The organism is Microbulbifer sp. CNSA002 (assembly GCF_047324085.1).
Lineage (GTDB): Bacteria > Pseudomonadota > Gammaproteobacteria > Pseudomonadales > Cellvibrionaceae > Microbulbifer.
This window is the reverse complement of record NZ_CP172449.1, coordinates 475,426-489,068: the sequence shown is the minus strand read 5'-3', so window position 1 is coordinate 489,068 and position 13,643 is coordinate 475,426. Positions and strand designations below refer to the sequence as shown.

Below are 13,643 nucleotides of genomic sequence, written 5' to 3'. Positions count from 1 at the left end.
AATGGAATATCTAATCACCTATAATTAGATCAGGCTATAAAATACTATTACCAGCTGAGCGAATAGAATTGGTAGCAGATAAAATAAGCATAACAAAGCGTATTTAACACTGGCTAATAGCCAGCCATCGCAACAAACAACTTCGCCAGGTTTACAAACCGAATTCACCTTCCAGATAGACACCTTAAAATGAGAACCTCTGGAGCTAATAAAGCCGGTTCTGAATTGAGTAACGGACATAAAGGTTTGCAATACAATATTCTAAATGTCGGTAGTGCTGAAAATAAATTTTTAGCCTGGATAGCTTAGAGCCCAAACAACACAACTTCCCCAACACCAACCATTTAACGCTTATGCGTTTAATGGTTGGAATCCTATTAGAATATATCCTTACAACTCTGCTAAACTCCAAAATACAGTAAGAGCCGCACCAACAGATAATAAAACTAGATAGGCTAAACCCAAAAAAGAATACTTAAACAGGGTCATGATCCAACCCTGCTGATATACACGCTTTTGCATCCAAAAAAGATATATAGGAACCCAAAGAACTAATAGTGCCATCAAGATGTTAAGAGATGAGGATATAAATGCGTATCCTTCCAGTTGACTACTAATACTATAAAACAGGTTGCCAATCAGAATACTCAGGCAGATAAAAGCCTGGCTGTGTAACGCTACAATCAGGTGCTCCATATAAAGTCTGCGTTTAAAGACGTAAAGCACCCACAGCATCATGGCAAATATTGGCAGTATGACTATAAGAGTTGACGGAAGAGCTCCCAAGAATGCTTTTTTGAAACGATTTGGATCATCGGTCACCCTTTCTACATTTTTATGGGCGCTCTCTACTTTACGGTTAACCCAATCTTCTAATGGTTTGGGAAGCCAATCAACTTGAAGAAACTCTCTATCTAACTCACTAATAGTCTCATTCAATCCTGAGGCCAGTTCCTCCTTAGAAAGGTTTTCCGATCCATTCTGGCCTCCATCAATTTCACTTAAATCTTCATTGAGTTTATGCAAATCACCGGTAAGCTTCTCTTGTCCGCTAATCAGATTTTTCTCAACATCTTCCAAAACAGCGACAGCATAACTATTGTTAACGTGCTTTTCTTTGCCTTTTCGAATATCTTCGATGGCGTCGTTATAACCTTGGCTCGCTTTTTCAACATCGACTGACTCAACGTCTACATTTCCAAAATTAATAGCCCAATCACTGTTTATCTGGGTTACAAAGAAGCTGGTGATACATAGAAAGATAAACAAGCGTACAGGGCTGACATAACGCACCCGTCGACCAGAGAAATACTCAGCGGTTAAAAATCCAGGTCTAAAAAACAGAGAGGGTATTGTTTTCCATGTGCGGGAATCAAAAGCAAGCAGGGTATCAAAAAAGTCTCCAATTACTGAGGAGAAATGACGAACCATGCCTTTAACCGGCTGACCACAGGCATAGCAATGGGGCCCCAATAGCTCTGCATGACAATTGGCACAATGGTTTGGATTATAATCCGAATTATTTGTAGAGGTTGCAGTGCTCATTACCGCTCACCGAATCACTGATTATCTTATTCACCTGGCAAAAGCTTCCAGGCCCAAGTATCTGCTAACGAACCAGAACCGAAATACCTCAATTAGCAGAACTCTACTAATATCCCGAATATCAGCTGGAGTACAATTTTTTTATGACTTATAAGTATTAAGGGAGAGGTAAAAGAAACGCGCCGACTATTAGGCGCGTTTCGAAGGGAATTTGGCATAAATTGCCGGTTGCTAATTATCCAAAAGGAAGCGTGCAATTGTACGCAGGCCGTGCCCTTTAGCACCTGGCGCCCACTGATCATTGCCACTGGGCTGGTAAGAGCCTGAAAGGTCCATATGCACCCAATTGCGACCTTCATCCCGTACAAAGCGCGCCAGGAAGGAGGCTGCCGTAGATGCACCAGGACTTCCCTCAATACCAACATTGGCGATATCGGCAAAGTTGGACGGGGTTTGCTCAAGGTGGAAACGCTCTAAAGGAAGCCTCCACGCCTTTTCATTTTCCTCAGAAGCTGCAGACAATACCTTTTGGGCTGCTTCATCTTCAAAACTAAAGACAGAGTTGAAATCCCGACCTACAGCCATCTTTGCTGCACCGGTCAGAGTAGCGGCATCCAATAACCAGCGAGGATCTTCTTCCGAAGCTGCAATTAAACCATCGGCCAGCACCAGACGCCCTTCAGCATCGGTATTCAGTATTTCTACACTCACTCCGTTTTTATATTTAATAATATCGCCCAATTTAAAGGCATGACCGGAGATCAGGTTTTCTGCGCAGCAGAGATAGAGTTTGACCCGCTTGTTGAGACCTCTGGCTATTGCAAGAGCCAAGCCTCCAGTTACCATGGCCGCGCCACCCATATCGGATTTCATTGTGGCCATGTTGTTGGACGGCTTAATGCTGTAGCCGCCGGAGTCAAAAGTAATTCCTTTACCCACCAAACACATATCAACCGGCGCCTGGTCATCACCCGTCGGGTTGAAGTCCACTTGTAACATCACCGGCTCACGTACACTACCACGCCCAACGTTGTGGATACCGACAAACCCTTCACGCAGCAGGTCATCCCCGGCAACTATACGGTAAGTTACCGCACTGGGAGCCAGCTTTTGCAGCATTTCTGCAGCGCTCTCCGCCAATACACGCGGAGACACATCATCAGGAGTACCATTAGTAATTTCACGAACCCAGCGACTGGCATTTTCACGGGCGGCGAGTTCTTTTAACTCGGCGCTGTCATCAGTCCCCCAGTCAATTTTGTTGGATTTACGCGGGTTAAAAAAACCTGCCCAAAATGCCCAGCGGCTTTCAATGCTCCAGCTTTCTCCTTTGAGGACAACATCGTTGACCCCCATACCATCGAGCTTTCGGGCAGCTCGCTGCGCTGCAACCAACACAGCGCCTTTCGCAGCGCTAATATGAATATTGGCAGCGCTACCATCAAAGCTCAGCAGAGCTGATTCTCCCCAGGGTTCCGGCGCAAAGCCCTCAACCAAATGAATATGCATAGCCTTTGTCATACAACACCTATTTTGAAACTTGTGTACCAATTTTATCGGTATTTCTCCTGCATTCTAACAGGACATTAAAAATACTTGATGATTGCACCGCCACCGAGTCGACAGATAAACTGTGAACCAAGACAAAATAACTATTAAGTAGAGAAATTCGTTAGGGAAGAATAAATGGCTGATTCCTGCCACTATCACACTAGCAAGACTGCATCCTGGCAGTGCCAGCCCTGCAACCGTCAGTTTTGTGGCGAGTGTATTCCGGGTTCTAGTGCCAATTACCATGGGCAGGGTCCCGAATGCCCGCTCTGCCGCGATAGCCTGGAATATATTGGAGCCAGTAACAACGCCAAGCCTTTTTGGCAAATGGGGCTATTTTACTTTCTCTATGCTTTTAAGCCTGGCCCTCTAACAATCATGGCTGTTGCAGCAGCTGGCAGTATGGCAATAACGTCAATGGGTCTTCTAACCCTTGTCGCTTTGGTAGCCATTGTAGCTGTTGTATCCCGCTACAATCTCTTGGTCATCGAAAGACTCGCAGGAGGCCAACTGGAAGCCCCTCCGCTGGCAGATGCACTTGATGGCAATGGTGCAATGTTATTTCTGAAAGTCATTGGAATGACATTGATCGCCGGTTTTGTTGGCTACAAGCTTGTACAATTTACTGGGAGCCTCAATGTCATAATGATTTATGCGGCCGCCCTGTCATTTTTAGCGCCGGCTGCAATGATTGCCTTAGCGCTTACCCATAGTTTGAGGTCCGCAATCAACCCACTCAAATTATTGGAATTTACCCTAATCATTGGCTGGCCCTATTGGTTGCTGTTAATTATTACCAATATCATTTCTTTCGCGCCCAATATACTAATGGCCGTGGTCAGCGATAAACTGCCGGCTTGGGCAATTTTCCCGACCACAGCAGCCATTGTCTCTTACTTTTCCATCGTCTCAAGTGCTGTGATGGGATATATCTGCTTAACTCGACAGCAAAAACTGGGAATAGCCTCAATACAAGAAGATGATGAAAATTACTTAGAGGAAAATGAATTCCTGTGTAAGCGCGCTCGGGCTGAAGCGCAAATATTTTTACGCGAAGGGGACTTCAAGGGCGCTCGCCAGGCTTTGGTTGAAGGGTTGCGCCGCTTCCCTAACGACGAAACTCTTAATGAGCGCTACTACCGCCTTTTACTTGCTACCGACGATAAAAAAGCCCTTCAGGAGCTGGGGCCACATCTATTAGAAAAATTTGTACAGATAAATCGCCCACATAAGGCAGCTGAACTGTATATGGCCACAGAGCCCAGCCCACCTGTGGCTAAGCCCGAGATACGCCATGCACTAGCCAAGGTGCTATACCAACAGCATAAGTACCAATTGGCAGCACAGCTACTCAATAATTTACATAAAGAGGCCTATTCACAACTCGATGCTGCCTATCTGTTATTGGCACAAGTGTATATGGATGGATTGGATAGAGAAGACTTGGCAAAAAAGCTACTGCACTTTGTCCGACAGAAATTTCCAGAGAGTGCTTTGCGTTCTGAAATCGATACCCTGTGGAAAGTACTTAACAGCACTGCCGAAATTCACTAAATAACAAAATATGGGTAGCCATCTATGGTGGCTACCCTAAACCTAGCCCGACATTCGCTACCAATGCTTTAGCGCCCGATTCCATAGATACAAACCTCGCGCAAAAACGTTGTAACCTTTATTCAAAAACCACCTAAGGCCGGCTAGCTTCGACACCCTAGCCTTCCATTGCTCCTTGGGAGAGTTCTCCCAAATCGTAATAAAAGCCTCGTAGCCCACTTTCAGATTTCCATCCGCATCCAATACATGCAGCGCTCACGGACGAACTCTAAATCTGTATTCAGTTCCTTCGCTTTATCTTCATCAATATGAACATCTTCCCAATCCACTTGGCAGGTGACGGATTTTTTCTTTTGTGCTGAAATTCCTGCGTTACAAACTGGACAAGCGGAATTATAAAAGACCCGAATCTTTTCAGGCATAAGCTAAAAATCCATTCTTTTCTACCGGCGAAAACTACTTAGGGTGGTCAATATCATCGCGGTTCACCAACTCCCAAGGTAAGCCACTATTTCGGTAGATCCGCTGATTTTTTTCTGGGTAGTCGGCAACATCATGTTGCAGTCGCTGGCCTACAACTATGCAGCGCAAGGTCACTTCCCCCACATTGCGCATCACATGAGCCGGGCCACCAGCGGGGTAGCCAATAAAATCCCCTGCAGAAACCTGGTGGTGATCGTCACCAATCCGCACCTCGGCCCTACCCTCCAGGATATAAACACATTCGTCTTCAAAATAGTGACAATGGAATTCTGTGGATTCATAACCTGGCTCGATTTCGATCATATGAAAACCAAAGCCGGATATGCCGGTAAGATCACCCAGGGACTTGTTTTTACGCACCGCATTGGCATTGAGGAAATGTACCTTGCGCTCCCCCTCCATCCCTGCAATTTCGGTCCCGGTCAAAATATAGCGACTCACTCTGCCCCCAATACATTACTTAATTATTTATAAGACATACCAAATTATGTTCTTCAACCTGAGGCAGCCATATCTTGGGTCATCTCTTTCACCTCGCGCGCGCGGCCTTCCTCACCCAGGCGACGATAGTAATTGACCAGAACCATTCCCAGCTTGGGAATCAAGGGGTGATTCACTCGCTGCTGTTTCAAGTGGCGCAGTAATTCCTCTAGCCACGGCCAGTCCTTTTCCTCCGCTGCACGCCGTGCCATCAATAAGTTTGCCTTTCCGGTGAGGGCCTTTGGACTTTTTGTTGCCGCCAAGTAGCGGCGATAGCCACTTGCCAGGGTATGGCCATCGATCTGCAGATTTCCTGCCTGGGCAAATAAAGCGAGATTGGCCCGGTGGTAACCTTCACTCTCTGGCGCCGCTGAGGTCAGTTCTATATAGCGCTCAATCAGTGTCAACGCCTGTGGATATTGCCGCACCGCTGAGGCTGCCGCTTCAGTGGCTTCCAAGATTTTTCCCTCTTCCAAAAAACGATCAATCCGTGCCAAGGCTACCCTTTGGGGGGACGGGGCCTCCTCTTCCTCCGGCATAGGTTCCACCATCGGGCGCCAATACAACACCGCCAAAGTCAGGGCAAAACCCGCAAGTAAACCACCGGTATGGGCCCAGTAGGCAATGCTGGCATCTCCATACAAATAACCGAAAATCTCTTTACCCAACCACAGCGGTAACACCAGCAGCGCCGGTGCACTGAATTCGCCAAACATAAAACCAATGGTGTAAAAGAAACGTAGCCGGCGCACACCGTAAACCGCGACGAACATACCCATAATTGCCGAGACCGCACCGGAGGCACCCACCATCGGTACATGGCTGCCGGATTCCACCAGCACATGCAGACCTGCTGCCGCCAATCCTCCCACCAGGTAGAGCCCTATAAACCACAACCCTCCCAGGGCCAACTCAACAGACAAGCCAAACAACAGCAGAAACACCATATTGCCAATAAGGTGATCCCAGCTTCCGTGTAGAAACATATGGCCAAAGGCCCCAGCAATACTCGGGTCTGCCGGTATCAGCCCCAGTGCGTTGCTACTGACCCTATCCCGCAGTTGGGCAAACTCCTGCCTCTGTCGTAACCACTCGGTCTCACCCTCGGCTTCGAGCTTCGGCAACAGCCAGTGGTGGAATTCAGGGTTACCGAGGGATTCCCGGTAAAAAAACTCTTCCCCTTCCACACCCATCTGCGCTCTCCACTCTGGGTGCATTTCATTGACATACACAAGAAAACGTTGCTCTTCGAGGTCCGGTAAGTCACTCTCAAAATAGTAATCTTCAGCTTCCTGCCAGCGAGCTTCATCCCCCCCTTGATAGAAAACAAACATCAGCAAGTTAAGGGCAATCAACGCAAAACACATTAATGGCGGCCGGCGCCAGTCGGGTTTGTTTTGGATGGGGATGATCAGCACGGGCTTCCCTTATTGTGATTTCATCAGCGCCCTGTGAGAAAACGCAGTAACACCGGTAAATGAACTTGCACCGACACAAAGGCCAGTGGGCTGAAAATACTATGAAATCCCGGAGGTGTCATGCCAGCCGGACCTCACTTACTTCCTGGCGGTACGGCCAATGATCGCCGGAACATCCCAACTGCGCAGATGCAGATCTCTCTGAGGGAAAGGTACCTCAATACCCTTATCGCGAAATTCCCGCAACAACTCCAAGTTGTACAGGGCATAGGAGTCTCCCAGGGAAGTCACCATATTGCTGTTGACCCACACCACCAACTTGAAGTCGAGGGCATTATCCCCGAACCCCATAAGCCACACCTCGGTTTTTCGCTTCCAGTCGGTATGGGTGATATTGACTCGAGCGGCAGCTTCCAGGGCAGCTTCCCGCACCAAGTCTGGGTCCGAGGCATAAGACACACCAAAGGGTACGTGAATACGGCGCACAGGGTCATCCAGTGTGTGGTTAATAACCCGGCCCGCAACAAACTCAGTGTTGGGCACCAAGATATCCACGTTGTCCCGCGTGGTAATACGGGTTGAGCGCACGCTGATATCGCGGATGCGGCCAAAAACGCCCGACTCCAGCTCCACCAGATCACCCACTTTGAGAGGGCGCTCAAACAGCAAAATCAAACCGGAGATAAAATTCGAGAAGATCGCCTGGAGCCCAAAGCCAATACCTACCGACAGGGCTCCAGCGACCAGGGCCAACTTGGAGGTATCCAGGCCCAACATGCTGAGCACCACAATCAGGGCCGCAGAAATAAAGATGTAGTGCAACACCCGCCCAAGATTGTACATGGAGGATTCACTGGCATGCTCCCTGCGCACAAGCCGGCGCAGGAAGGCCTGGGTGAGTCCAGACAATAGCCAGGCCCCCACCAAGACCACAATCATCTTGGCGATCAACCGCAGGGTTATCGGGTTCTGGGCAACAGTAAATAGCTGATAGTCCGCCAACTTACGCCAGCGGTTATAAGCTTGTCTTGCGCCCAGTGCGACTCGTTCGCGCACTGTTGCCCACCAACCCTGGCGCTCCTTGTAAACTTCCAGCTGAGCCTTTTCATAGCGCTGAATATCCTGTTCGAGGTCATTGGCGCGGGCTAAACCACTGCCAATACGCTCAAAGTAAGACCACCAGCGACTCAGGTCTTCATTCTCTTCATCTTCACGCCAGGCCACCACCTGGCGCTGGCGCACCGCCAGCTCCCGTGACGCACTTTCAATCACAGAGTTGGCGTTTTCCAATAAATCCCGACTGATAATCAGGGGGCGCTCTTCGCCCTCTTCATTCAGGACTTCATTGATGGATTGCAGCAACTCACTTTTGCGTTTTTCCAGCTGCTCCTCCAACAAGTCCACTTCAAGCTGCATCAGGGTGAGGTCTTTCTGCATATTGATGGTGGGGTCAGTGGAGGGTTCTGTAGTGCTTTGAATACTGGTGCGGGTCGCAGAAATACGTTCGATTTTCTTTTCGTTCGCGGCAATATCCTTATCTATTTCCTCTGCATCTTTACTGGAGTAGACGAGGGTATCCAGAAGTCTCCGCAATTTAATTTCTGCGCTGTTAATCTTTTCCCGCCAGGTTCCCAGGAAAGTATTAACGGTACTCAGCTGCTCAATAATATTTAGGTGATTTATTTGAGCTAAAAGTAGAGCCTGCGCCGCCTCATCCTCCTCTCGTCCACTGGAATCGCGCAGTACAATCACTTGTTTACGCAGTAAAGATAGAGACTGGGACTGGGTTGATTTAAGTTGGCGAGCCTCCAGTTCTACGCCTTTCAACCTACGTCGGCCACGGCTGATGGCAGAATCGGCCTTGGCCCAGTTCAATACCGTTGGGTTCTCTGGAAAATCCACATCCGGCATTAAAGGGACTTTCAGGTACTCCTCTCGTTTTTTCCAGGTAATTGCGATCCCTTGTAAACTTTGGCTAATCTTTTCTGCGCCGTCCTGTAAGGCCTCATCCTCCGGCAAATCCTTTTCCCACTCCTCCCAACTCTTTGTGACCAAGCTAAGCCATTCTCTTCGCTCTTCGGGAGAAGCACTGGTCCATCCAGTCCACCAATCTGCAGAGGGATCAGCAAAATCCGGAACCTCCGGCTTAAACTCCTTGGGTTTACTACCGGGAAGCTGGGCCACACTGGAAACAGAGAGACAGGCGACACTAAAGATAAGGAGAAATGAAAGGGCGAGGTGAAGAAAAGAAAATTCTTTGCCGGCACTACAACGAGGGATGAAAAGGCTGGCACCCGGCATAAAATACTTCTATCCGTGAAAAAATCCGGCACTAATAAAATTGGCGCCTACTGGGCCATATTGTTCAGTGTAGCCCAGGGACTTCCCTGCCCCATGCATTTACCTGAAGCGCCGACTTTGACGCAAACATTTTCTGTATACCTTGCGATATTCACGCATAGCCTGCCTGGTTGTTTTACCAGGCTCACCCGTACGGCGCAGCAAATTTGCCGCCCGGGCTTCACAGTAAATATCCCAATCCTTACGATCGACTCGTTTACCCTCTGAGCGGTGCCGCAAATGGCGGGGCGGATACGCTCGGGGGTATATTTTCTTTTTCGGAGCTAGGGGATTGCGATTAACATGCTGCCAATTGGGAGGGGGCGTGACCACCACATATTGATTGTCCCTGGGGTCTAATAAGAAAAAGGTACCATTACCCGCAAGCATATAATGCTTGTTACCCAAGTTAATGGGGGTTCCAAAAGGTACTCGGGAGACCCGAGCTCCCAGAGGCGGCTCAATCCGGGTATAGGCGTCGGGGCCTTTGCGGTAGAAATAACCATTTTTATAAAAAACTGTCTGGTTATTCACTTCGATAGGCTCAGCTCCGGGAGGCAGGTGGTCCGATCGAACCTGAGACTCCGAAACAGAACAGAAGAATACAAGAAATAGGGTAAGCAGGGATCGCATGGCTAATATCATCAGCAAATTGCAATCCGCTAAGGGTATGGTGCGAACAAGTCATCCCCAAGACTATCCCAAGCGGTAACTAGAGCGCCATTAAATTGCTCCAATTACCACTGGTCTAACCAATAGAATTATACAGCTGTATTCGGCAAGGGAGACCTGCTATCCATCCGACTACTGACTGCCACACGACGTTTACGTAACCAGATTAAAACTCCAGTCACACTCAACATCGCAATCACCACCCCCGTAATTGAAATCAGTATGCGACCAGGGAGACCGAGGATCCTACCGGAATGCACAGGGAATTGCGCCTGTACAAATAAGTCTGCTGCCGTCCCTTCCCAGGGGATAAAGTCTCCGAGATATTCGCCGCTGTGGCCATCAAAAAATAGAGCCTTGTGACCAACACCCCCGGCACCATGCCCTGCGCTGGCATCAAAAAATTCAGCCCGATATATCCCCCACTCCCGGGCATACCACAGGGAATTCAGCGGTTGCTGCCAGCCAATCTGCGCAGCTTGGTTTTCTCCAATCGCGGCTACTTCCCGAAAAGACAACGAGGGGGTAATTGGATTGCTGTGATCGTTAGGTATGCGCTCTTCCAAGGGCGACGGAGTCACATCTGATACCAGCGACATCAGGGGGAAAAACACTTCTCGATAGAGATTCAGCGAGAAGGCCGTAAATGCAATTGTCAGCAGCAGCGCCCAGGTCCACAGACTGAACGCACGATGTAAATCAAATGTGAGCCTGGCACGCCCAGCGCCGGCCTTAATCATCCATGCGGGCTTCCATCGCTGCCACCAAGTCCGAGATGGCTTTCGGGTGGATTTCTTGCGACGAGGTAAAGTCACCGCTAGTCCCACAAAGCAATCGATTGTCCATACCAGTGCAATAACGCCCAGCAGCCAAATCCCCCAGTGATCAGTGCCCCAAAATTCGGGTATATGAAAACTGTAATGCAGCTTGTACAAAAACGACATCAGGGTTTCAGTTGTTATTGGCCAGACACGTCCCCACTCGCGCTTACCAATAATTTCCCCATTGGTCGGATCGACAAATACTTGGTTGTAATCCACCGCAAAGAATTGACCGGTAGCCGGGTCAATTCGAGGCTCTACCCAGAAATACTGGGTATGCCCAGGCTCCTGTGCTAATTCAAAATAGGATATTTGGACTTGCGGCAAGGACTCTTCAAGCCGTTCTGCCAACTCGATAGAGGCTAAGGGTTCGCCGCTGGAAGTAGTTTTATATAAGTGGGGATTGAGCCACTCATCCAGTTCGTGATCCCAGGAGATAATAGCGCCGGTTAGCCCGGTGACTATCAGGAAGACCGCAGTAGCAAGCCCCAGGTAACGATGTAAAAGAACCAGGGTTTGACGCATAACATTTACCTAAAACTAAAAAACAGAAAACCCGGCACAAGTACCGGGTTAAACTGCAACGGAGTTAACTAGGCGCCTTAGTAGCGCCAGCTCACACTCAACTGTGCCTGACGCGGAGCGCCGTAATAGCCCTGGGTCCAATAGAGGCTGTTGATATATTTCTCGTTGGTCAGGTTATCAATATTGAGGCCAACCGTTAAAGCATCAGAAATATCGTACTTGGCAAAGGCGCTGAGCAACGCATAGCTATCCTGCTCTACACGAACACCCTCGGCAGGCTCAGTGTAAATATCATCCTGCCAATTGATACCGCCGCCGAACTTCAAGCCTTGAACTTGAGGTAAATCGTAAGCCACGGCCACCTTCAGGGTGTTGCGCGGAATATAAGTGCGATCTTCCTCACCGTCTTTATTGACTACTTCACTTAAGTGGGTAAAGCCAAAGCTGATATTGAAATTCTCGGTAATTGAACCGATTAGCTCCAGCTCAACGCCCTTTGTAGTGAAATCACCACTCTCGTAAACATTCTTTCCATCAACCTTATCTAGGTATTCACCGAGATTATTCAGGTTGGATTCAAATAGCCCAACACTAGCCGTTGCTTGTCCACCCGCAAGGGAGTACTTAAACCCCACCTCGGAACTGTCTCCCTCTGCGGCGCCCAGTGGTTTAAATTCAGGGTTAACCCAAGACTGCGGAGTAAAGACTTCGGTAAAGCTACCATAGAGGGAGAAACTATCGTTCAGGTCAAAAGTGGCCCCCACATAAGGAACAGTTTCATCCGCCGAAGTGTCAGCATCAACGCCATAACTGTAGCCGGATTGTTCCACTTCCATTTTGCGCGCACCGGCCAACAGGGACAGTCTATCAGTAACGTTCAGGCGAGTAGCAAAGTATAAAGACTTGTGCTCTTGATCGTCGTAGTGGCCAGTGTAATAAGCATCGGTATCGACAAAGTCAGGCCGCGCCGTTGTGCCATTAGCCCAGTCACTGCCAAGAACCGGATAGCCATCGGAGTAGCTGTAGAAAGATTGGCCGGTTAGTTCGATATCTGCATAGTTGGCACCCACCACCAATTCGTGATCGCGGCCGAACAAATTGTAGGTTCCTGACAGGAATACATCCGCAATCTTTTGCTTTTCATCCAACTTGTAGCCAAACGCATATCCATATAAACCCAGTTCGGTCTCTCTGTCTGGAGTGCCGTAGACATACATCTCCTCGACATCCATATCGATTTCATTCTGGGTCAGTAATGCAGTGACGGACCAGTTTGCGGAAAGATCCTGTTTCAGTTCAACAAAAGTCTGGATTCTGTCTACATTGCGGAAAGCCCAGTCTGGTGCCGTACTTGTGGAAACATCGAAATCGGTAGCGCTGCCATTGGTATAGAAAAGTGGCAGGGCACCAGACATACTGCCATCGGCTTCACTGCGATTTTGGCTGTGGCCTAAGGTCAGGGTGGTGAAATCAGTCAAATCTGCTTCCACAATACCGTAGTAGACACTGCCGTCAGTTTCGTAGCGGTCAAGATAAGAGTCAGCCTGATCCTCTGCAACCACCAACCGTCCTCGGACGTTATCGCTGATAGAACCTGAGATATCTCCCTGGGTGCGCAAACGTCCCTCTTCACCGACAACCAGATCTACACCCGCCTTGAACTCTTCTGTCGGACGCTTGCGGATAAAGTTAACCGTCGCTGAGGGGTTAGCCAGACCTGTGGTCAGAGCTGCTGCGCCCTTCACCACTTCAACCTGGTCGAATATCGCGGTGTCTTGATGCCCATGGGATAAACCAGAGGAAAAGGGAACACCGATTCCATCGTATTGGAAGTTCACAATATCAAAGCCGCGAGCGGTGTAATAAGTACGATCCGTCTCTACGTTCTCTACGGTTACCCCTGGGGTATATTTCAGCAGCTCATTAATATCCTGTAGGGCAAAGTCCTGGATTTGAGCTTGGGATACAGTTGTTACCGTTTGCGGAGTATCGTAAACAGATAGGCTTAGGCGAGAGGCAGTACTGGTCTCTTCCTGCTCTCCGTAGACACTGACTTCTTCCATGGTTTCAGCAGTTTCGCTTTCAGCAGACCAAGCAGAACTTCCCAGCGGGGCGAGCACGGCGGCAGCAATCCAGGCTGACAGCGCTTTTTTCTTCATTAAGCCGTTAATTTTCATCGGCTAAAACCTCATTCCAAATCAGTGAACGGTGCAGGGGCACCATAAACGGAGCGGATGATATTTGAAGAAATATA

9 protein-coding genes and 1 pseudogene are annotated in these 13,643 nt (G+C 48.8%); 1 reads left to right on the top strand and 9 read right to left on the bottom strand.

The annotated features are described in order from the left end of the window. Positions 1-390: 390 nt before the first annotated feature. Both ACG1BZ_RS02095 and pepB read right to left on the bottom strand, forming a co-directional pair. The gene (locus ACG1BZ_RS02095) at positions 391-1,545 is read right to left on the bottom strand and encodes a DUF3667 domain-containing protein (RefSeq protein WP_413664213.1); all 1,155 of its coding nucleotides are present in this window, start codon (positions 1,543-1,545) and stop codon (positions 391-393) included. Between the two features lie 231 nt (positions 1,546-1,776). Further along, on the bottom strand, positions 1,777-3,066 hold the full coding sequence (pepB, locus tag ACG1BZ_RS02090) for an aminopeptidase PepB (RefSeq protein WP_282934502.1): 1,290 nt from the start codon (positions 3,064-3,066) through the stop codon (positions 1,777-1,779). A 165-nt stretch (positions 3,067-3,231) separates the two neighbouring features. Between pepB and ACG1BZ_RS02085 the strand changes: the two genes are divergently transcribed. Beyond that, positions 3,232-4,650 carry a hypothetical protein gene (locus ACG1BZ_RS02085; RefSeq protein WP_413664212.1) on the top strand — a complete coding sequence of 473 codons (1,419 nt, stop codon included), beginning with the start codon at positions 3,232-3,234 and terminating at the stop codon, positions 4,648-4,650. Between the two features lie 57 nt (positions 4,651-4,707). Here the strand turns inward: ACG1BZ_RS02085 and ACG1BZ_RS02080 are convergent. From ACG1BZ_RS02080 to ACG1BZ_RS02050, 7 genes and pseudogenes are all read right to left on the bottom strand, one after another. Then, positions 4,708-5,072: pseudogene (locus ACG1BZ_RS02080) on the bottom strand (thiol-disulfide oxidoreductase DCC family protein). A 34-nt stretch (positions 5,073-5,106) separates the two neighbouring features. Then, positions 5,107-5,574 (bottom strand): cupin domain-containing protein, encoded by a 468-nt coding sequence (locus tag ACG1BZ_RS02075; RefSeq protein WP_413664211.1) that lies wholly within the window; start codon positions 5,572-5,574, stop codon positions 5,107-5,109. A gap of 53 nt (positions 5,575-5,627) precedes the next feature. After that, positions 5,628-7,031 (bottom strand): rhomboid family intramembrane serine protease, encoded by a 1,404-nt coding sequence (locus tag ACG1BZ_RS02070; protein ID WP_413664210.1) that lies wholly within the window; start codon positions 7,029-7,031, stop codon positions 5,628-5,630. A gap of 138 nt (positions 7,032-7,169) precedes the next feature. Beyond that, entirely contained in the window at positions 7,170-9,332 is a 2,163-nt protein-coding gene (locus ACG1BZ_RS02065; RefSeq protein WP_413664209.1) for a mechanosensitive ion channel domain-containing protein, read from the bottom strand. 99 nt (positions 9,333-9,431) lie between these two features. Further along, entirely contained in the window at positions 9,432-10,016 is a 585-nt protein-coding gene (locus ACG1BZ_RS02060; RefSeq protein WP_413665835.1) for a DUF6515 family protein, read from the bottom strand. 116 nt (positions 10,017-10,132) lie between these two features. Continuing rightward, on the bottom strand, positions 10,133-11,389 hold the full coding sequence (locus ACG1BZ_RS02055; RefSeq protein WP_413664208.1) for a PepSY-associated TM helix domain-containing protein: 1,257 nt from the start codon (positions 11,387-11,389) through the stop codon (positions 10,133-10,135). 77 nt (positions 11,390-11,466) lie between these two features. After that, a complete protein-coding gene (locus ACG1BZ_RS02050) occupies positions 11,467-13,566 on the bottom strand; it encodes a TonB-dependent siderophore receptor (protein ID WP_413664207.1) in 2,100 nt (699 codons plus the stop codon). Between the last annotated feature and the right edge of the window lie 77 nt (positions 13,567-13,643).